Source organism: bacterium (genome assembly GCA_013360195.1).
Taxonomy (GTDB): domain Bacteria; phylum Electryoneota; class RPQS01; order RPQS01; family RPQS01; genus JABWCQ01.
Genome location: JABWCQ010000002.1, coordinates 36047 through 57227 on the forward strand (window position 1 = coordinate 36047; position 21181 = coordinate 57227).

A 21181-nucleotide genomic window follows, 5' to 3' on the forward strand; every position below is an offset into this window, starting at 1 on the left:
ATGTTGACAATGCATCAGGATTTCTTGAGCACATTGAACAACGAGCAGCGTAATGCGGTGACGGTGGACACAGGACCGACACTCATTCTCGCGGGAGCAGGATCAGGAAAGACGAGGGTACTGGCGGGACGCGCTGTCCACTTAATTGAGCACTCACGAGTACCTGCAAGCTCAATTGCCGTGATGACGTTCACGAACAAAGCTGCACAGGAGTTAAGAGGCCGACTCGCCGAATATCTGTCGGGCAAACCGGATCTACCTTGGGCCGGTACGTTTCATAGTTTTTGCGTACGCTTGATGAGGAGTTATTCTAATGCATGCGGAGTACCGCCAGACTTTTCCATATACGATGAAGAGGATAGCGTACGAGTTATATCAGAATTGATGCACGAGCGACAGTTGTCGAATGAAGGAGTTACCGCCCGCCAGGTCAAGAGTCTCATTTCCCGCATTAAGAATGGCGGCAAATTCGATCATCGAAACCCGATAGCGCGTTTGGCTGAGCAACTTCTGGAGTACTATCAGGAAAGACTAAGATCAGCGGCGGCATTTGATTTTGACGACCTACTGTTGGTTCCACTGGAGTGCATGAAACAGAATGAAGCTTTTCGAACCCTTCTCCAGCATAAGTACGATCATCTCTTAATTGATGAATTTCAGGACACAAATCAAGTCCAGTTTGAACTTGCCTGCCTCATTGCAAGTCCGCAGAACAATCTCTTTGCCGTGGGCGACGACGATCAGTCAATTTACAGCTGGCGTGGTGCAAACTACCGCAATCTTCTGGACTTTGGCAAAAAGCTTCCCGGCGCGCGGATACTAAGGCTGGAGCGGAACTATCGGTCTACGCAGCAAATTCTCGATGCGGCAAATGACATTATCTCAGCAAGCAGCCATCGTCATGATAAAAAACTGTGGACGGAGCGGATCTCAGGCGAAAAGGTAACGTTGAGATCATACGGTAGGCCTGCCGACGAAGCGAATGAAATTATCGCGGAAATTGAGCACATTCGCCAAAAACAGGGACTAAGTCTAAGTAATTTTGCAATATTGTTCAGGACTAATGCTATCAGCCGTTACTTTGAAGAGGTCCTTGTACAGCACAGAGTGCCCTACACTGTAGTTGGTGGTTTGAAGTTCTATGAGCGTAAGGAGGTCAAGGATTTGATTGCTTACCTTCGAGTGATTTCAAATCCGTATGATGAACAGGCTTGGACGCGCGTTTTGCGCGAGCTTGCGCCGGGGGTTGGTCAAACTTCCATCGACAAGTTGATTGGTTCATGCAGAGGGAGTTCACTGGGCTGCTCAGCCTTGCTTGATGTGTCATGGGTGGTTTCGACGTTAAGTGGTTCGCCCCGTGCAAAGGCACAGGAATTCATTGCCAGGATTGTCGAACTTCGGGCAATAAGTGAATCGTTGAAGCTCTCTGAAGTAGTCGATAAGGCTTTGGTAGCAAGCGGTATGGAAACGCGCTATTCTGAACTTGAAGACCAAGATTCACGCGATCGACTTGAAAATCTTCGGCAGTTTCAGACCGGTGCATGGGAGCGTTCGCAACAGATGCCGGAACTTACTTTATCAGAGTTTCTCTCTGATTTAGCACTGGTTTCAGATATCGACGAGTTGGAGTCGAATTCAGACAGATTGCCTTTGATGACCATTCACTCAGCAAAGGGACTTGAATTTTCAGTTGTGTTTGTCGTTGGAGTGGAGGAGAATATTATTCCGCACAGCAGAAGCATGGAGTCCAGTGAAGCAATAGATGAAGAACGCCGGCTGCTGTATGTCGCCATGACCCGGGCAAAGGACAGATTATACCTTTCGTATTCAGAGGCTCGTCCGATAAACGGCAGGCTCGAGTACCAATTGCCGTCCAGATTTCTGTCAGATATTGATCCCACACGTTTGAGGGGTGCTGGGGTTCCATCCCGATCGTCTTTTCGATATGTTTCGACCGATGAAGAGCGCGCAATCAGCTATTCCGTTCCCCGTACTTCACGAACTCTTGAGAGACAATCGAGTCTTAGAGGTAGTGTGAAATCTTCCATCGAGTTTCGCATCGGGGATGTTGTTGAGCACGCAGAATTCGGAATCGGCACTGTTACCGCAAAGTCAGGAGACCTGGATTCACTGAAAGTGCGGGTAGCCTTTAGCGGCTACGGTTCAAAATTGTTAGCTGTCAAATTCGCAAACTTGAAGAAATTGTCGTGATTACAGAACAACTTGAAATCATTAGATTGGCATTGGAAGAGGATCTGGCTAGCGGAGTTGATGTTACGACGGACTGGCTGGTTGAGACTTCTCTCGTGGGAGAAGCATGGATTGAAGCGCGCGAAAACGCCTATATTTCTGGCTTGAATACCGTGAAGGAGGTCTTTGCAGCGATAGATCCTGAAGTCGTCGTCACGCCTCTTTGTGAAGACGGCGCGAAAGTAAGACCTTTGAATCGTGTTGTGTCGATTTTTGGCAAAGCGTCCTCAATACTAAAGGCGGAACGAACAGCCCTTAACTTTCTCACACACTTATCAGGTGTCGCAACCAGAACAGCTGAGCTTGTCGAAATTGCACGGCCGTATGGCACGAAAGTGTGGTGCACGCGCAAGACCACGCCGGGGCTAAGAAGGCTGGAAATTGAAGCAGTGAGGGCAGGCGGTGGTGACACCTATCGCGACAGTCTCTACTCTAAGATTTTGATTAAGGACAATCACTTAAGCATCATCGGCGGGATAGAGTCATTGGCTAAGAGATTGGAGGGAGATCTTGATGCGGAGATGAACTTGAGGGAGGGAAAGATCGAGGTTGCAAGTCTTTATGAACTCGATGTCGCTGTCCGAATGGGGTGGAAGAAGGTGTTGCTTGACAACTTTGCACCTGAGCAGGTGCGTGAAGCTGTGGAGAGGTACGCGAAAGACGTATCGCTCGAGGCTTCAGGCGGGATCCATTTGGGGAATATCAGAGAGTACGCGGCAACGGGTATCGAAGCGGTATCAGTAGGCGAGTTGACACACTCAGTTGACTCCATAGACTTTGCATTAGAAGTAGACTGGTCAGTGAACTAGGACAGTGGCTGAATTCAGAATAGACCCGTTACGAGGACATACTGTTCTAATAAACGGCCAGCGTGGCGCTCGACCTTCCGAGTTTACGGTATCAATCACGACACCGGACAACTCGAATTGCGCATTCTGCCGAGGAAACGAGCATATGACGCCTTCTGCTATCGAACAGGATAATGAAGGCAATTGGGACATGCGCCTATTCCCGAATCGCTTTCCTGCCGTCGAGAAGGACGCGAAGTGCAGCATTGAGTTCAACCTGGCCTTTGCTGCAGTTGGAAGTCACGAGGTTCTTGTGGAGACAGCTGATCACTTCGCACAGGCGTTCGATTACAGTGTCACAAAATGGTTATCCATTTTTCAGCTATGGCAAAGGCGACTTAGGGCACTGTATCAAGTCCAAGGCACAGCATATGTACATATCTTTCGGAATCAAGGTTATCGAGGCGGTGCTACTTTAGTTCACCCGCATCAACAGATCGTTTCTCTGCCGGTCGTCCCGGATTACATTGAAAGACGAATCAGCAAGTCTGCATTTGATCAAGATGAAGGCTGTCAGCATTGCAGATGGGTTGCCTTCGAACGCGACAACAAGGTTAGAATTCTGGAGGAACGGTGTGACAGCATATTGTTGGTCGCTTTCGCGCCACGATTTTCATTCGAGATGCAAATCCTGTCAAGTCAGCATATGAGGTTTGATGAGTTGAGCAACGAGCAGTTGCTTGCAGTTGCTGAAATGCTCAGTCGCTCACTCAAGGCGTTGGCAAGGTCAAATGACAATCCGGATTACAATCTAGTTCTATTCTCCACCCCTCCAAACCGGTACGATGCCAAGCTATGGGCTATTGATATCATTCCCAGAATAGGCACTCAGGCAGGTTTTGAATGGGGAACAGGCGTTCACATTGTGTCCATGCCTCCTGAAGAGGCTGCGAGAACTCTCCGAAGCCATTGGCCGGATTGAAGCAAAATAATACAAAACAATAAGTTACAATTAAGTACATAACATTTGCGGTACTCGGGAAGCCTTGACATTTTGGTCGTCATCCATTAAATTTCAAGACTTTGCACGTAAAGGATAAACATAAATGACAACTTTCTTAGCTCGAAACGAGACGACTGAGCGCGGTTGGGTGGTGGTGGATGCCACAGACCAGGTGCTTGGCCGTCTTAGCACACGTATCGCGTCAATTTTGCGCGGCAAGAACAAGCCAACTTTTACCCCACATGTTGACACAGGTGATTTTGTCGTAGTCATCAACGCAGACAAAATTCGTGTGACAGGCAAGAAATGGGAAGACAAGATATACTTCTCGCATTCGCGTTATCCCGGCAGCGGTACGTACACACCTCTGCGCAAGCTTGCGGAGAAGCATCCTGAACGCGTTATTTTCGAATCTGTTAAGGGAATGCTTCCTCGAACCCGCTTGGGCAGAAAACAATTGGGGAAGCTCAAAATCTACGCTGGAGCCTCGCATCCGCACGAAGCGCAGCAGCCCTCTGGGATCAAGTTTTAAATCACGATAGACCATGAAAGACTCACGAATATACGCGACCGGACGCCGCAAGACGGCAATTGCCCGTGTCTGGCTTGCCCCTGGAACGGGGAAAATTTCAGTTAACGGAAAAGACGTACTCGGCTATTTCAAGCGTGACGTTCTGCAAATGCTTATTGAACGTCCATTGACTGTTACCGAGACGATGGGCAAGGTGGACATTCATGCAACTGTCAAGGGCGGTGGCAAGTCCGGTCAGGCAGGAGCCTTCAGACTAGGGATTTCCCGCGCGCTGACCGTTCTTGATGAGGCTCATCGCGCGGTACTGCGGGCGAATGATCTGATGACACGCGATCCGCGTGAGAAGGAACGGAAGAAGTACGGAAAGCCTGGCGCTCGTAAGAGTTTCCAATTCTCAAAGCGTTAAGAAATCAGCAGGATCTCCTGCTATAAACTCTCACTTGGCCTGATCTGACTGTGGGTGTTCCGATCCGGAATTACAGAAAGAACTGACGGCTGGGTAGGACCAACCCCAACTAAGGAGCCTTCATGTCTCGTGTTACATTGCAGCAATTGCTGCTTGCAGGTGCCCATTTCGGGCACTTAACCCGCCGCTGGCATCCCAAGATGGCACCGTATATCCTGATGGATAAGAACGGTATACACTTGGTCGACCTCCGCCAAACACAATCCTTATTAGAGCGAGCCTGTGCCGCTGTATCAGAAGTCGCAGCCAATGGACAGCAAATACTCTTGGTGGGGACCAAGAGCCAGGCCAGAGAAGCGATATCGGTAGAAGGCAAGCGCGCCCAGACTCCGTTTGTGGTAGAGCGCTGGCTTGGCGGCATGCTCACCAATTTCGCCACGATTCGTCAGGGTATCAAGACCCTCGAGAGCATCGAGAAAATGATGACGGACGGTACGTTTGAGAAGATCTCGAAGAAAGAGAGACTGACCAAGCAGCGTCAGCATGCAAAGATGATTCATACTCTGGGCGGTATTCGTGACATGCGTCATTTGCCGGGGGCAATCTTTGTCGTCGATATTATTCGTGAGAAAATCGCGGTTGCGGAGGCCCGTCGATTGGGAATACCTGTTGTCGCGATTTGTGATACCAATGTTGATCCAAGCTTAGTCGACTTTCCCATTCCTGCCAACGACGATGCGTTCAAGTCAATTGCTCTGATAACTCGAGCGATTGCCGAATCTGTCATTGAAGGCACCGCTCGGTACCGGGCAAACGCGGACCTTCGTCAAGCACAAGCTGATATAGAAGCGCGTGAGGCAGAAGCTACGGGTGAAGCACGAATTCGTGAACGTGAGCGTGGCCGGGGCGGCGATCAGGGAGCTGAGTTGCGTCGTAGAAGAGTAAGACGTCCGCATGACGAGGCCAAGCCGACAGGCGGTCAGTAAATTCAATTTTTACCTAATGGAGATAGACAGTGTCTGAAGTAATGATTAATGCCGCCGACGTTGCGATGTTGCGTCGAGAAACCGGCGCCGGCATGATGGACTGTAAGAAGGCCTTGGCCGAAGCCAACGGTGACCGCGACAAGGCACTTGAAATCCTGCGAAAGAAGGGCCAGGCTGCTGCAGAGAAGCGAGCGGAACGATCTGCTGAGGAGGGGGTAGTTGCAGTTGTTACATCGTCAGATGGTAAGAGTGCTGCAATGGCCGAAGTACGCTCTGAAACCGACTTTGTCGCCCGTAATGATGAGTTCAAGCAGTTTGCGACCGACATCGCAACCCTGGTGCTGAACTGGAAGGACGCAGATGGCAAGTCGTTGGACGACCTGAAGAAGTTGCCATTTGGCGGATCTGATGTGGGATCGAGCCTTACTGCTCTCATTGGCAAGATTGGCGAAAAGCTCGAGATTGCACGCTTTGGACGAATTGAATTGACAGACGGCTACGTCGGGAACTACCTACATTCTGACAACAAACTTGGCGTCCTGGTAGCCTTGAGCGGCGTGGATGGATCCAGGAACGAAATACAGACTCTGGGACGAGATCTAGCTATGCAGGTGGCAGCATCCGCACCTGATTTCCTGACGCGTGAGCAGGTTCCTGCCGACAAGATAAGTGCGGAGATGGAACTCGAGAAGGATCGTGCAAGATCAGAAGGAAAGCCTGAGCCGGCCGTTGCCAAAATTGCTGAAGGCCGTGTTAACAAGTGGTTGGCAGGCATTGTCCTGCTTGAGCAGCCATTTATCAAAGAGCCGAAACAGACAGTCAAGGATGTTATCGCTGCAGCGGAAAAGGCAGTCGGCAAACCGATAGCAGTCAAGTCGTATTTGAGATTCCGGGTAGGCGCCTGATTGAGCGGCGAGCTTAGATACCATCGCGTGCTGTTAAAGCTTTCGGGCGAAGCACTTTCAGGCGAAGGAGCTTACGGCATTGACCCTGCGACCATGAATGCGATGGCAGAAGAGGTCGCTGAGGCTACAAGGCTCGGAGTTGAGATCGGTATCGTGATTGGGGGCGGAAACATATTCCGCGGTCTTAAAGGTGCTGCATCGGGAATGGACAGGGTGTCCGCAGACCAGATGGGAATGTTGGCGACTGTAATCAACAGCCTCGCCGTTCAGGATGCTCTTGAGAAGCTTGGGGTTACTACTCGTGTACAGTCTGCGATTCCCCTACAGACTGTCGCAGAGCCGTTCATACGACGCCGCGCGATGCGGCATTTGGAGAAAGGGCGCGTAGTGATTTTTGCAGCCGGCACGGGCAGTCCCTTTTTCACAACAGATACGGCCGCAGCCCTTCGCGCAAAAGAGATGCGCGCTGATGTACTCCTTAAGGGAACAAAAGTGGACGGCATATATACGGCTGATCCTGTGCTTGATAAGACGGCGACGAAATATGACAGAATTACCTACTTGGAATTCGTTGAACGTCAGCTGCGGGCTATTGACTCAACTGCCGTGACGTTTTGTATGGAGAACGGGATCCCTATTCAAGTCTTTAATTTCAAAATTCGCGGAAACCTATTGCGACTCCTAAAAGGAGAGCAAATCGGTACTTTAATCGCGAACCCAATTGCAGCATGATTAAGGAAATTATAGCAGATTGTGATCTGCGAATGAAACGATCGGTCGAGGTATTGCGTCAAGAATTGACGAGGATTCGTACCGGCAAGGCGTCTATTGGACTGATCGAACCAATTCGAGCAGAGGCTTATGGTGCGGAGATGCCACTTTCACAGATGGCCAATATTTCCACGCCGGATGCCAGGACAATTCTTATTCAGCCTTGGGACAAGAGCACACTACACTCGATCGAAAAGGCAATTCAGAAGTCAGATTTGGGAATAAACCCAAGTAATGACGGCCAGCAGATTCGATTGACGCTCCCACCGTTGTCGGAGGAGCGCCGTAAGGAGCTTGTCAAAGTCGTAAAGAAGTATGTTGAGGATGCGAAAACCGCGGTCAGAAACGTGCGCCGCGATGCCAATGAGCACATAAAGAGGATTGAGAAGTCGCACGAGATTTCTGAAGACCAATCGCGGGGTGCACAGGACGACATTCAGAAATTGACGGATAAGCATATCAAGGAGATGGAGCATCTCCTTGAACTCAAGGAAAAGGAAGTCATGGAAATCTGAGTAAGTCTCAGAGCCGTTATGTCCCCGTCCAAGAGTCTCTTTGAAATACTGTCGATTGCACGCGGCAAGCGAGTTGCGGTAATTGGCGACTACATGCTTGACAGGCACATCGTTGGAAGCGTCAGGCGTATCAGTCCTGAAGCTCCTGTACCGGTTGTTGACATAGAGGAAGAGCGCAGCAGCCTTGGCGGGGCCGGTAATGTGGTCGCAAATCTCGCTTCTCTGGGAATCACACCTGTCGCCTTCGGTGTGTGCGGGACGGACAGTGCTCGCGACATTTTGTGTGAGCACTTGGAGGCATTTGCGTGCGACCGATCCGGATTGCTTGCACTGAATGGCCGAAGGACAACTGAGAAGATTCGCGTTATAGCGCATGATCAGCACGTTGTACGAGTAGACAGAGAGACTCAGGATCCGCTTGGCGAAATTGACAGCGGCAAACTGCTCGAGATTCTTAAGTCACAGATCAGCTCTTTGGACGCGATAATTCTACAGGACTACAACAAAGGTGTGCTCACGACTGGTGTCATTATTTCCGTCATGGAGCTAGCCGGCAAGAACGACATTCCTGTCGCAGTTGATCCGAAATTTGACAACTTCATGCAATATCGCCGGGCACATCTTTTCAAGCCGAACTTGAGGGAAGCCGAACGTGCGTTAGGTATGAAGATTCACGATGACTCGTCCTTAGGTGAGGCAATTGGCAAACTCAAGAATGCCTTATCACCCGATGTCCTGATGGTCACTCGCGGCGATAAGGGAATGACAATCGTCTTTGAAGGTGAACTGACCACAATTCCGACACATGCAAGGGATGTCGCAGATGTTTCGGGAGCCGGAGACACAGTCATTTCAACCTATGTGGCCTGTGAGCTTGGGGGAGCCGGAGTCGTCGAATCAGCAAAGCTTGCAAATATCGCCGCCGGCATTGTATGTGAACAAGTCGGTGTAGTACCCATTGACCTTGCGCGTCTGGCTGCAGCGTACGACACTACTGAATTACTTTCGGGCGACTAGCTCAGCTGGTTAGAGCGCTGGTCTCACATACCAGAGGTCACAGGTTCAATTCCTGTGTCGCCCACAACGACGCAAGTAAGAAGGCGGAATGAAAGGACTACTGACTCGACGCGAAGCTGCAGCTAGATGTTACCTTGAGCGATTGCGGCAAGGCGAAGCCGTTTTTACGAACGGAGTTTTTGATATCCTTCATCGGGGACATGTTGAGTATTTGGCAGACGCGAGGGCTTTGGGTCACTTCTTGATTGTCGGTTTGAACTCCGATGAATCCGCAAAACGGCTGAAAGGACCTTCCCGACCTATCAACGGGGAGCTCGATCGCGCGGCTGTTCTTCTTGCATTGAAGTCCGTTGATGCTGTTGTCCTGTTTGAAGAGGACACTCCCGAGGAACTGATTCGGGACATAAAGCCTACCGTTCTCGTGAAGGGGGGCGATTATGAGATCGGTCAGATAGCCGGATCGGAGTTTGTCAAGTCAATAGGCGGCAGAGTCCTGACTATTCCCTTCAGAAGTGGGTATTCAACCACATCAATGCTTAAGCGCTCCGGTATTTGAGGACCTGATTCGTGTTTGATGACTTAACATCCAAGCTGGACAAGGTATTCCGAAATCTTCGGGGCGTCGGGAAGATAACGGAGTCCAACATCCGTGACGGGCTGTCGGATGTACGACGCGCACTTCTTGAAGCAGACGTTAGTCTGCAGGTTGCGCGGGACTTCCTAAGTCGAGTTGAGCAAAAGGCGCTCGGTCAGGATGTCCTGAAGTCTTTGCAGCCGGCGCAGCTTTTTGTGAAGATCGTTCATGACGAACTTGTGGTCCTGCTCGGCGAGAAGGAAGCGCGGCTGAACACTGCCAAGCGACCGCCGACAGTGATTATGGTTGTGGGTCTTCAAGGATCGGGCAAGACAACGTTTTGCGCGAAGCTTGCGCGTCACTTCAAAGCAAAAGGCCGCAGACCATTGCTGATCGCTGCCGACCTTCAACGTCCTGCTGCGCAGGACCAGCTCCAAGTGCTTGGTGAGTCAATCGGCGTCAGCGTTTATCGCGGTGAAAGTAAGAATCCGGTTGAGGTCTGTGAAGCTGGTTTAAGACATGCGCGCAAGGTTAGTCTTGATCCCGTGATCCTGGACACTGCTGGCCGGCTGCACGTCGACGATGACTTGATGAGCGAACTCGAACGTGTCCGGAGTTCAACTGAACCGGCCGAAATCCTGTTTGTCGCAGATGGAATGACGGGACAGGACGCGGTGAATTCTGCAAAAGCGTTTTATGACCGTCTGAGCTTTACCGGTGCCGTTTTGACGAAGATGGACGGCGATACGCGCGGTGGAGCGGCATTGTCAATCCGGGCGATTACAAATGCTCCGATTAAGTTCCTTTCAGTCGGCGAGAAACTTGATCAGCTGGAGCCTTTCTATCCTGATCGCATTGCCGGTAGAATACTCGGGCGCGGCGACATCGTTAGTCTGGTTGAGCGGGCGCAGGCAACATTTGACGAGGATAAGGCTGCCGAACTCGAGGCAAAGCTGCGCAGGGCGGAGTTCACATTATCAGATTTTCTTGAGCAGCTCAGGCAACTGAAGAAAATGGGATCGATGACAGAACTCCTGGGTATGATCCCGGGAATGAGCCAGAAGATGAAGAACGTGCAAGTCGACGAGCGCGCACTCAAACACACTGAAGCTCTCATTCTCTCGATGACTCCGTTTGAACGGGAGCGTCCGCAAGTGCTCAACGCCAGTCGACGAAAGCGGATTGCGTCAGGAGCCGGATTGAGTGTTCAGCATTTGAACAGAATGATCACGCAGTATGAGCAAATGGTTCAAATGATGAAGCAGCTGCGGAAAGCGGGTCCTGGCCAAATCAAGCGTGTTTTCGGAAGATAAGACAAGAATTACAAATTGAATTAAATAGGAATACTACCTTGGCAGTTCGCATCCGTTTAACTCGCGCAGGCCGCAAGAAAGTACCATGCTTTCGCATCGTAGTAATGGACGGCCGCAAACGTCGTGACGGCGCATATCTTGATCAATTAGGGGTCTACTATCCTTCGCAGCAGCCAGCCCTCATTGAATTGTCCGCACAAAAAGCTCTTGACTGGTTACGTAAGGGGGCTCAACCGTCCGACACAGTGCGCAGCCTTTTTTCTCGTGAAGGTGTTATGATACAGTACGACCTTCTTAAACGAGGTGCCACGGCCGAACAAGCCGCTTCGGAAGGTGCGCGCGTAAAGAATGCGGCGCTTCTTCGCACTCAAACAAAACTCGCAACAGTAGCGGACAAGAAGAAGGCCAAAGAGCTTGAACAGGCAAGAGCTGCGGAAGCGGCCAAGGCCGCAGCTGAAGCGTCAAAGACCTCAGAAGCAAGCAACGAAAACGCAGTTAGCGAGCCCCAAGGCGAGTAAACTCGCACGGGGCATTGTACGCCCTTTTGGTTACTCACTTATAACAGACGAGCGAGAGTGCGATGGAAGACTTCATCAGCTTTATCGTCAAACACCTTGTCGAGAAACCTGAATCCGTACGGATTGAGACGATCAAGGAAGAGAATGGGCGGGTACTCTACAAATTGTATGTAGGGCAGGGTGACTTGGGTCAAGTCATCGGGAAGGAAGGCCGAACGGCACGATCATTGAGAACACTCGTATTTGCCGCTGCGGCGAGAAGAGGGATACGAGCAGGGTTTGAGATCGTCGATCCCGCTCTTCCGCCCAAGGGTGCTTCGCCCCCTGCCTGGGATAGTATGGACAGTTCGGGCGAACATGCCTGACACCAGCGGGCCGTCAGAAAGAGTTGAAATCGGCATCATCGTGGGATCTCACGGGCTGCAAGGTACCGTGAAAGTGAATCCTCGTACCGATTTTCCGGAACGGTTTGCGGCCTTGAAATCTTGCTTTGTTTGTCGAGATAGTTCAGATATAATTGAGGTAACTATCCGTCGAAGCAAGTTTTCGAATCGTATGATTTTGCTGACATTTGACGGAGTGAGAACTCGAGAGGAAGCAGACAGACTCAGAGGCTCAACGATCGAAATACCCATTAGCGAACGATGGACTCTGCCAGAGAATACTTTTTACATAAGCGATTTAATTGAATGTGCCGCATCTGATGAGCATGGTCAGCCTCTTGGTACTGTCAAGGAAGTGATACGCGGACCGCAGGACGTTCTTGTGATTCAAGGTGAGTCGGGGGAGTTACTGGTTCCATTTGTATCTGAATGGGTTGGGCGGACCGACATCAATTCAAGAGTAATAGAAATTCGAAATGCGACTCGATTGAAGTACGCGGAAGAGATTCCGCCAGCTGTGGGCGAAAGTGACGATTGACATACTAACTGGTTTTACCGGAATATTCCGTGGACCGTTCAGCGAGTCCATTGTGTCACGGGCTCTTTCGGAGAGAAAAGTGGAGATATGGGTTCATGACATTCGTCATTATACTCATGACCACCACGGCAAGATCGATGATATACCTTACGGAGGTGGGGCGGGGATGGTCATGATGGCACAACCGATCATAACCTGTCTTGACAAGATTCGTTCGTACCGGCAAAGTTTCGACCCTCCAAGACTCATTTACATGACTCCGCAGGGAACGCAACTTAATCAGGAGATTATAGACAGTTTTGCGAACGAAGAGTGGCTAATAATTCTTTGTGGCCATTACAAAGACGTCGATCATCGAGTCTTTGAACGCGATAGGTGGGAAGAAGTTTCCGTTGGAGACTTTGTTGTCAGCGGTGGTGAATTGCCTGCGGCGTTGCTTGTGGACGCCATAGTCCGAAGAGTTCCGGGTACGCTGGGTAATGAGGAATCGGCAAACAGCGACAGCTTCACTCGCGGAGATCTCGATTCCAATTACTATACGAAGCCCGAGAATTATCAGGGCATGAAGGTTCCGGACGTATTGATATCCGGCCATCACTCGAGAATCGCCGAGTGGCGCGACGAACAGCGGCGGGTCAGAACAAGCGAACGACGCCCAGATCTACTGCAGGAAAATAACAAGAAGAAATCGAAATAGAGGCAATCATGAATCGCATTGCAAACTGGACAATGGACGACTTGCGTCAAGACATTCCGAGCTTTGTGCCGGGAGATACATTGAATGTCAGTGTCCGGGTTATTGAAGGCGACAAGGAGCGTATTCAGGCGTTTCAAGGAGTTTGCATCGCGCGCCATGGCGGCGGTCTGGATGAAACGTTTACAGTAAGAAAACTTTCAATGGGCGTCGGCGTGGAGCGTGTCTTTCCGCTCCATTCGCCGCGAATCGCAAAAATTGAAGTGACACGTCGTGGCCGCGTTCGACGTGCAAAATTGAATTACCTCCGCGGACTAACCGGTAAGAAGTCGCGTATCCGCGAGAAAGCTCGAGCACTCGTCACTGAAGACAAGGCGACCGCCTAGCCGGTAAGCAGTTTTAAGAATTAGGTCGCAGGTGTCCGCTACAGGCGGACGAAGAGGGAAGACGGTGCAAATCCGTCGCTGTCCCGCAACTGTATTGGGCTTGTTCCCTTAGCCAGGAGACCTGCCTGCGGCTTTCACCAGCCTTCGGAGACAAGGAAAGTGGTGGAGGCTCTTCGCATGTCGAAGAGAGATTGTTGGAAAAAGCCGGCGGAGCAGTAAATCCTCCTCTGCTGTTAACGCGATCGGCCGCATTTATTGCGGTCGGGATCGCGCTGGGCTATCTTTTCGCCCCTGTTCCTAACGTTGAGTTAGTAACCGCCACATGCTTTTGTGCCGGTTATTTGCTCGGGTTCGGTGCAGGGGTTTTGTGCTCAATCATGATCGAAGCGTTGTTTGCCGGCTTCCATCCCATGGGCAGCTCAATCGGCCTCATGCTGGTAGCACAGTGTCTTGGAATGGCAGGCGCCGGTGTGCTTGGCACTGTCTGCGCACTGCTGACTCGCAACAGAGCAAAGTGGCTAACCGCCCCCTTGGTGACGGGATTTGGTATCTTGTCAACGGTATGGTTTGATTTTCTAACCAACTTGGCCTTTCCCATTACCGCCGGTTTTTCTCTTTCACAGACAGCCGCATCTTTTGGCCTTGCTGCACCGTTTATTCTAATCCACCTGGTGTCAAACACAATCATTTTTTTGTTCGCCGTATCACCTGCGCTTCCGAAGCTCGTGAGAATGATTGAAAATCCATAGCAAAGAATGATTGAGAATTTGATATGAAGAGAAGTACCATCATAGTAATTGCGATCCTTGTTCCATATTTGCTAAGCGGACAGACCCTGACGCGGACAGAAATGTCCACAATGTCCTATGAGGACTTGGCAGATTGGCTTCGGAGGCTGAATGGAACCTACTTGATGGATTATGGCGTAGCCGGTGCACCAATTGTCAACCGGCCGTGGGGTATGAATCCCTGGATAGTAGGAACGCAACGCGATGGGATACCATGGTCGCGTGTCTCAGACGGGCTCTATGAATCCAACCTCGACACTCCTGAGGAGTTTGCAACAATTCGCTTGTCGACACTTGGCGAGGGCACAACGCCGACGATTGAATTGACTACGCGTCGACTAGCTACCGACTCAGCGACAACAGAATTCAGGCTACGAGAAGGATACTATGGATTTGGACGGCTTGACTTTGCACACGGTCAAGAATTGTCTCCAAGAATAATCGGTGAAGTCCGAGGGAGACTTTTTTGGTATGACGGAATGAGGTCTCAGGCAGAGAACAGATATAGTGAGGCACGGTTTTATAATTTAGCGGGACGATTGAGCTATCAAATTTCGAACAAGATGTCCGGCGAGCTTGAGTACGGGGGGCAGAACGTTGATTCCAGGTCACCAGTTGTACTCCTGGAAAACAGTTTTGCACGTTGGCCTGAGATCTACACGGAGCGCGAGTTTGGAACCGCTTCACTGAAATACAGGCTTGGATCCATCGGCATCAGGTTTGGGTTGCATGCTCGTCAGGATCGGGAGCAACGTACAGACCCTGCAAACGGTCATCGGATCTTTAGTCTGCGGGAACAATTTCATTACGGTTTTGCGGAAGGACGTGTTTCTTTTCGCAATGGTGAAGCTAGCACCAGAGTGGCCGCAGAGTCATCAGAATTCGGCTTTGACGATTCCGGTCATTTTGATCAGCATGCAGCCGGATTTGCTGCAGCAGCAAGACGGACATTCCGGTTCATTGAGTTATCCGCGCATGCGAATGTAAAGAGCCTTTCCGGGTCTTCTCAGGCTGGCAGCTCAAAAGTGGAATCTTTGCTTGGAATGTCGGCGCGTGCACCAGTAACATCAGGAGTGAGTTTATTCGGAGAAGGAGCCACTGCGAAGAGTACAGCACCTGCTTTCTGGCGGTATGCAAGCTTTAGCATAGTTAATCGTCCGCTCTTGGTTGATCCGGAGTTTGCCACTGGGCGATACTACTCCGGTGCGATTAGTAACGAGAACTCGGGAGAGTTTTCGATTGAAACAGACATTTGGACGGCTGGAGTGAATGTGAAAAGTGCGCATTCATCCTTAAGCCTTGGTTGGAAAGTTGTCGATAACTTGGGACCCCGATTTGTGTCAATCAATGACACAGTGTTTCTCCAGTCAGGGCATTCACAGAGTGGCAAATGGACAGGACCGGAATTGTACTGCGACTTACCCATAGTGCTAGGTATGAAAGTGCACTCTTTGTCAAGTGCACAGGTTGACAATAGCGACCTTACAAGGGCAATTCAGACACGTACCTTTACAAGACTGGTTTATCAAAACAAGTTCTTCAAATCAAGACTTGGTATTCTGGCATATGCGGCACATGAGCTGATCGGAAGGCACCGAACTGTTTCTGAAGTCGAATCGAAGGTTGTTGGTCCGGCGAACCTATTGCACTTTCGCATCGAGGGTACAATTGAGGGTGTAACTCTAATTTGGGGTGCGGAAAATCTTACCGCTCAGCACTATGAATATCTTCCCGGGTACATGATGATCCGAAAGGAAGAGTACTTCGGGCTAAAATGGACTCTTAAGTTGTGAGAATACGTCTGGCAGTACTAAGTGCATTGATACTGCTTTCAGATGCACACTCCAGCGAAGTTTCGTTCACTTTGCCTGAAGTTACGGTCGTCGGCCTTCACATGAGTTCAATTAGCAGGTATTCTCGAGAAGATGTCAAACGTAGTGGCGCAAATTCGGCGGCCGAGTTTCTGAGTCGCGTTTCAGGACTTTCGATACGAGATGACGGCGCATCCGGTGGAAAGAAGTTTGTTAGGTTGATGGGCGCGAATGTAAACCAAGTGCTTGTCCTGGTTGACGGAATTAGAATCGCAGAGGTGGGGAGCGGGGAATCTAATTTGAGCAGGATCGCTGCGGACGAGATTGAGTCAATTGAAATTGGTTTTGGCAGCCACTCAGAATACGGTGGCGAGGCGATTGGAGGTGTAGTCTCGATCCGCACGTCCATTCGAGCAAAGAGTGACATGCGAATTGGAGTACGGACCAACGACAAAAGTACATTGTTCGAATCTCATAGATCACTATCGCACGGGAGTCTGCGCGCGTGTGTTTCCATAAGCCACGAAAAAGGCAGCGGCGCCTATAGGTATCGAATCACGGAGCAAGACGGGAATGGTTCGCACACTTTGAATCTCGGAGAAACGCGTCGCCGTGAGAATAACGACATTAACAAGTTTACCGTTCGTACAACTGTCATCCGTGAGTTGCAGCATGGTGAACTGCGTGGCGTGGCTGGCTTCGAAAAGTCCGAGTATGGACTTCCAGGCTACTTGGTACCGAGGGCAACACTTCTCGCTCGGCAAGAGGAAGAGTGGCGCGAATGGCAGTTGTCATGGATGCACAGTCTTAAGCGCAAGTTTTTCAGCGCTGCCATTGCCGCACAAAGTCACAACCGTGTATTCAATGACCCTGACCCGCTAAGTTATATTCACTTTTCTCACGAGAAATCTGACAGGTTGACGGGATCCTCTAGTTTTCAAACAAAGATTCTGGGAGGACATCTCAGCAACTCTCTGAGAATCGAGCATGAGCGTTTGTCAAGTGAAGTACTCAGCAATTCTTCCGCTCGCAGAAATAAGTGGCAAGTGGGCGCAACATTGAGCCGTACATTTGTACTCTCAGCTCGAAGTGGTCAGCTCTTGCATGCTTCAAGTGGTACAAGTATCGAAAGATATGGTGACCAGGCAATTCAAGTACTCCCAAACGCGGAGCTATGGCACTCGATTGGCGACAAAAACTCGATTAGAGTGGGAGCAAGACTCTCACGAGCATATCTGTCACCCAGTTTTTACTCACTGTTCTGGAACGATGAGTTGCTTGCGCAGGGCAATCCGGACTTGAGTCCTGAAGAATCTGAAATGACGCAGCTATTCCTGCGTGCGAAAACCGGCAATCCCCTGGAGTCGAACGTGGAAGTAACAGCCAGTCACAATAACGTGACGAATCTCATCTACTGGAGCCAGAGTTTTGATGGACGCTGGAAGCCCCAGAATTTGCGAAGAGCAGTTGTTAGACAAATTGGAGTAAGCTACAATCAGGTGCTGGTACCTTCACTGCTTACTGGTTCAGCAAGAATGGAATGGTTAGACGCACGTGACAGAAGCGGCGAACGAGTCTCAGAGGGCAAATACCTGATCTACAGGCCGTTAAGAAGCGGTGGCGTTTCTCTGAATGCCACACTCTTTGGGTATAAGTGCTTTGTCCATTATCAATCAGTCGGCAGACAGGCAGTATTGGCAACAAACTCCAAGTGGCTACAGGGGTACGAACTAGTTGATGCAGGAGTTTTCAAGGAAATTGCTTTAAATGGCAAAGTCCTTGAAGTTGGAATCTCCTTTGACAATTTGACGAATACTGATTACAGGACAGTCCGGTTTGCGCCGATGCCCTTGCGGGAAATCTCAATTTCAATATCATACAGCGCGGGAGGGAAAGTTGACTAGTCTCTTAGTTGCATTGGTCTTTATCGCAAATGTTTCGCTGGCAGCAAGAATATACGTCGTGAATTCATTGGATGAAAGCCTTGGTTGGGCAGATACTGAGACAGGTGAATCTCATCCTCAAGCGGCAACGCTCGGTAACCTTGCCAACCATTTAGATGTTGATGGCAACCGCATATTCGTCGTAAACTCTGGCCTTGGCACGCTTCAGATTATTGATAGATTGACTCTGCAAACCATCGATGAGTTCGCGGTGAATGGTGCGGTAAATCCGTATGCTGCGGCAGTATTGGATGAGCAAAGAGTGGCAGTGACAGGGCTCCTCAGCGGTACGCTTTCTGTACTGTACATTGATTCCGGTATTGCCGATACGGTGTTCGTCACCGGCATCAGCCCACAAGCAGTCCACAGATTTGGTGACCAGATTTATGTACTGAACACCGGCGTGGATTTTCCCGAATACCATCAAGGAACTTTGAAGAGATACGATTTGGAAACTTACGAACTCGTGGATTCCATTTCTGTTGGAATTAACCCGCAGGACATGTTGGTCGTTGATGACGAAATCCACGTCTTATGCACCGGCAATTACCTCGACACTTTTGGGACAGTTGAAATCCGAGGAATGGAAACCCTTGAATTAGACACAGTACTGCATGTTGGGGGATCACCAGGCGCGTTCAGCAGTGACGGTTCGACAGTGTACATTGCCGCAGGCGGTTGGGCGGGTTCAGGACGCATATTTCGTTATGATGTGGGATCGAGAACTATTTTGAATGACGATAGCAATCCAATTTCTTGCGGAACAGGCGCTTCAGATATCATTTCTTTACCGGACGGCGGATTTGCAGTTTCCTGCTTTGTCAGCGCAACTGTTGAGCACCGTACTTCATCTGGGGAACTGCAACGTGAGTTTCTGATGTCCGCCGGTACTGGTGCAATTGACATGTTCGAATTACCGAGTTACTCTGAACCAGTAGAAGTCGTTCCAAACTCCCGGGCAATTGTCAAGGCGTACCCGAATCCGTTCAATTCTGTCTTAATTCTTGAAATTTCAGGTGTTAACACAGCCTCCGCCGTGGATATCGTTGACATTTCCGGGCGCTCAGTTGCTTCACTGCCAGTGGAATCTGGCCAAGACCGGGTATTCTGGAAACCTTCTAACGCTTCCAGTTACCATGTTGCTTCCGGCTGTTACTTTGCACGGCTGCGGTCACCAGAACAAGGTAGACCAGTTAAGCTCTTATATATAAAATAAACAATATGTTAAAAATCGACGAAGTTGTCCGTCCGTGTTGCATTTCTGCAGGAAAAGTCGTATCTTCAACGATTACCTATGTTAGACAGGGAAACCCTTACTTAGATGATATCGCGCAAGAAACGAATCCTGTCGGGAATGCGACCGACTGGCCGACTGCATCTCGGTAATTATGTTGGCGCACTTGAAAACTGGGTACGATTGCAGGAAGATTACGAGAATTATCACCTTGTTGCGGACTGGCATACACTGACGACCGACTACGAACACACTCGTCAGATTCCACAAAATGTTCACGAGATGGTGACGGATTGGTTAGCAGCTGGCATTGACCCCGAGAAGAGCCCGATTTTTGTACAGTCTCAGGTGAAAGCGCACGCTGAACTATACCTGCTGTTGAACATGATTATCGCAAAAGGGCGGCTCGAACGAAATCCGACCTTGAAGGATCAAGTACGAGACTTGGAACTCGAAGACTCGGTTACTGCCGGCCACTTGACTTATCCCGTGCTGCAGGCCGCGGATATCATGATGTACAAGGGCGAGGTTGTGCCGGTAGGCGAAGATCAGCTTCCTCACATCGAAGTGACACGCGAACTGGCAAGACGATTCAACAATCTTTACTCACCAAATCATCCCATTTTTCCTGAACCAGAGGGGCTCCTAACGAGTTTCCCGCGTTTGCAGGGGCTGGACGGAAGAAGAATGTCAAAGTCGCTTGGCAATACGATTCTTCTTGCAGACTCACCGGAAGAGATTTCGGCAAAGTTGCGGAAAGCGGTCACCGATCCACAGAAGGTGAGGAAAAACGATCCGGGCAGGCCGGACTTGTGTCTGGTGTTTGGATATCATCAGAAGTTTAATGAATCCGAAACCGCTGAGATTCGATCCGGTTGTGAATCCGGCGCGCTTGGCTGCGTAGAGTGCAAGAAACGATGTGCTGATAGGATTATCTCGCACCTTGCGCCAATTCACGATCGGCGAAAGAATCTTGAGAAATCCCCTGATTATGTCAATGAAGTGCTTCAGTTTGGGAAAGAGCGTGCATGCGAAATCGCTGACATGACAATGTCCGAAGTACACGCAGCAATGGGATTCGGAGCGTGAGTACGTGGCAGGTGAGATTGCCCCGATTTGAAGGTCCGCTCGACCTCTTGTTGTTCCTTGTTACCCGCAAAGAGTACGACATACTTGACCTGCCGATGGCTGAAATCACTGAGTCGTACTTAGAAGCGCTTGACTCTATTGGTGTGGACAATCTTGAGGACGCAGGCGACTACCTGCTTATGGCTGCGACATTGTTGTCGATAAAAGTTCGGATGCTTTTGCCGCAGTCCCCAATGCACGACGAACTTGACATGGAAGATCCTCGCAGGGAGTTGGTGAATAGACTGCAAGTATACGCTCGAATTAAGGAAGCGGCCGAGGATCTTGGAAGATTTGAATCTGAAATGTACGATCGGCGCGCATTGGCACGAGAAGCGGTACCTGATGAGGCAAGGCCTGAAGGCTTGGAGTTGCTAATGCCTGTATCGATCTACGATTTGGCTCGCACGATGGAGGAGATTCTGGCACGAGGCGATTCAAAGGTATTCCATGAAGTGAAGTTACTAAGAGTGTCGGTCGAAGAGCGTATTGCGTGGGTAGTGAACTCTCTCAAGCACATGGACAGATTCGGACTCTTGGAGAAACTAAGAAGCGTTCCGGATCGAATCGTCTGGGTCGCGACTTTTCTTGCTTTGCTTGAACTCACACGTCAAGGCAGGATTAACATTGAACAGAATGCACCATTTCAGGAAATTTACATTTCACGTCCGGACACTTCGGACGCTCAAGCTGCCTAA

The 21181-nt window shown here is 50.1% G+C and carries 23 protein-coding genes, 1 tRNA gene and 1 riboswitch; all 24 genes read left to right on the forward strand.

All coding sequences use genetic code 11. The annotated features are described in order from the left end of the window. The 24 genes from HUU59_01390 (at window position 1) to HUU59_01505 (ending at window position 21181) form a co-directional block, all read left to right on the forward strand. Window positions 1-2211: a UvrD-helicase domain-containing protein gene (locus HUU59_01390; protein NUO18090.1), complete on the forward strand. Its 2211-nt coding sequence runs from the start codon at window positions 1-3 to the stop codon at window positions 2209-2211. Then, window positions 2208-3059, forward strand: coding sequence for a carboxylating nicotinate-nucleotide diphosphorylase (gene nadC / locus HUU59_01395; GenBank protein NUO18091.1), 852 nt, complete (start codon window positions 2208-2210; stop codon window positions 3057-3059). Before HUU59_01390 ends, nadC begins: the two co-directional genes overlap by 4 nt. A gap of 4 nt (window positions 3060-3063) precedes the next feature. Further along, entirely contained in the window at window positions 3064-4020 is a 957-nt protein-coding gene (locus tag HUU59_01400; GenBank protein ID NUO18092.1) for a DUF4921 family protein, read from the forward strand. A 124-nt stretch (window positions 4021-4144) separates the two neighbouring features. Then, window positions 4145-4573, forward strand: a complete 429-nt coding sequence (gene rplM / locus HUU59_01405; GenBank protein NUO18093.1) for a 50S ribosomal protein L13 — start codon at window positions 4145-4147, stop codon at window positions 4571-4573. Window positions 4574-4586: 13 nt separating this feature from the next. After that, a complete protein-coding gene (gene rpsI / locus HUU59_01410; GenBank protein ID NUO18094.1) occupies window positions 4587-4979 on the forward strand; it encodes a 30S ribosomal protein S9 in 393 nt (130 codons plus the stop codon). A 122-nt stretch (window positions 4980-5101) separates the two neighbouring features. Next, entirely contained in the window at window positions 5102-5965 is an 864-nt protein-coding gene (gene rpsB, locus HUU59_01415; GenBank protein NUO18095.1) for a 30S ribosomal protein S2, read from the forward strand. Between the two features lie 29 nt (window positions 5966-5994). Next, the gene (locus tag HUU59_01420) at window positions 5995-6870 is read left to right on the forward strand and encodes an elongation factor Ts (protein NUO18096.1); all 876 of its coding nucleotides are present in this window, start codon (window positions 5995-5997) and stop codon (window positions 6868-6870) included. Beyond that, window positions 6871-7602 carry a UMP kinase gene (locus HUU59_01425; GenBank protein NUO18097.1) on the forward strand — a complete coding sequence of 244 codons (732 nt, stop codon included), beginning with the start codon at window positions 6871-6873 and terminating at the stop codon, window positions 7600-7602. Next, window positions 7599-8156, forward strand: coding sequence for a ribosome recycling factor (gene frr, locus HUU59_01430; GenBank protein NUO18098.1), 558 nt, complete (start codon window positions 7599-7601; stop codon window positions 8154-8156). The genes HUU59_01425 and frr overlap by 4 nt, the downstream gene beginning before the upstream one ends. Before the next feature lie 18 nt (window positions 8157-8174). Beyond that, window positions 8175-9173, forward strand: a complete 999-nt coding sequence (locus tag HUU59_01435; GenBank protein NUO18099.1) for a D-glycero-beta-D-manno-heptose-7-phosphate kinase — start codon at window positions 8175-8177, stop codon at window positions 9171-9173. Then, window positions 9164-9237: transfer RNA gene (locus HUU59_01440), tRNA-Val, on the forward strand. Before HUU59_01435 ends, HUU59_01440 begins: the two co-directional genes overlap by 10 nt. A gap of 24 nt (window positions 9238-9261) precedes the next feature. After that, window positions 9262-9729: a D-glycero-beta-D-manno-heptose 1-phosphate adenylyltransferase gene (gene rfaE2, locus HUU59_01445; protein NUO18100.1), complete on the forward strand. Its 468-nt coding sequence runs from the start codon at window positions 9262-9264 to the stop codon at window positions 9727-9729. 11 nt (window positions 9730-9740) lie between these two features. Continuing rightward, complete coding sequence (ffh, locus tag HUU59_01450) at window positions 9741-11060, forward strand: signal recognition particle protein (GenBank protein ID NUO18101.1); 1320 nt, start codon at window positions 9741-9743, stop codon at window positions 11058-11060. A 38-nt stretch (window positions 11061-11098) separates the two neighbouring features. After that, window positions 11099-11578, forward strand: coding sequence for a 30S ribosomal protein S16 (gene rpsP / locus HUU59_01455; protein ID NUO18102.1), 480 nt, complete (start codon window positions 11099-11101; stop codon window positions 11576-11578). 62 nt (window positions 11579-11640) lie between these two features. Then, window positions 11641-11943, forward strand: coding sequence for a KH domain-containing protein (locus HUU59_01460; protein NUO18103.1), 303 nt, complete (start codon window positions 11641-11643; stop codon window positions 11941-11943). Beyond that, window positions 11936-12499, forward strand: coding sequence for a 16S rRNA processing protein RimM (rimM, locus tag HUU59_01465; GenBank protein ID NUO18104.1), 564 nt, complete (start codon window positions 11936-11938; stop codon window positions 12497-12499). The genes HUU59_01460 and rimM overlap by 8 nt, the downstream gene beginning before the upstream one ends. Next, the gene (gene trmD, locus HUU59_01470; GenBank protein ID NUO18105.1) at window positions 12489-13196 is read left to right on the forward strand and encodes a tRNA (guanosine(37)-N1)-methyltransferase TrmD; all 708 of its coding nucleotides are present in this window, start codon (window positions 12489-12491) and stop codon (window positions 13194-13196) included. The genes rimM and trmD overlap by 11 nt, the downstream gene beginning before the upstream one ends. Before the next feature lie 8 nt (window positions 13197-13204). Then, a complete protein-coding gene (gene rplS, locus HUU59_01475) occupies window positions 13205-13579 on the forward strand; it encodes a 50S ribosomal protein L19 (GenBank protein NUO18106.1) in 375 nt (124 codons plus the stop codon). A gap of 12 nt (window positions 13580-13591) precedes the next feature. After that, a riboswitch (cobalamin riboswitch) is annotated at window positions 13592-13723 on the forward strand. Window positions 13724-13770: 47 nt separating this feature from the next. Beyond that, window positions 13771-14328, forward strand: coding sequence for a hypothetical protein (locus HUU59_01480; GenBank protein ID NUO18107.1), 558 nt, complete (start codon window positions 13771-13773; stop codon window positions 14326-14328). Window positions 14329-14351: 23 nt separating this feature from the next. After that, window positions 14352-16160 (forward strand): hypothetical protein, encoded by a 1809-nt coding sequence (locus tag HUU59_01485; protein ID NUO18108.1) that lies wholly within the window; start codon window positions 14352-14354, stop codon window positions 16158-16160. Then, window positions 16157-18082: a TonB-dependent receptor gene (locus HUU59_01490; protein NUO18109.1), complete on the forward strand. Its 1926-nt coding sequence runs from the start codon at window positions 16157-16159 to the stop codon at window positions 18080-18082. The genes HUU59_01485 and HUU59_01490 overlap by 4 nt, the downstream gene beginning before the upstream one ends. Further along, complete coding sequence (locus HUU59_01495) at window positions 18075-19337, forward strand: T9SS type A sorting domain-containing protein (protein NUO18110.1); 1263 nt, start codon at window positions 18075-18077, stop codon at window positions 19335-19337. Before HUU59_01490 ends, HUU59_01495 begins: the two co-directional genes overlap by 8 nt. A gap of 105 nt (window positions 19338-19442) precedes the next feature. Next, entirely contained in the window at window positions 19443-20444 is a 1002-nt protein-coding gene (gene trpS / locus HUU59_01500; GenBank protein ID NUO18111.1) for a tryptophan--tRNA ligase, read from the forward strand. Next, entirely contained in the window at window positions 20441-21181 is a 741-nt protein-coding gene (locus tag HUU59_01505) for a segregation/condensation protein A (protein NUO18112.1), read from the forward strand. The genes trpS and HUU59_01505 overlap by 4 nt, the downstream gene beginning before the upstream one ends.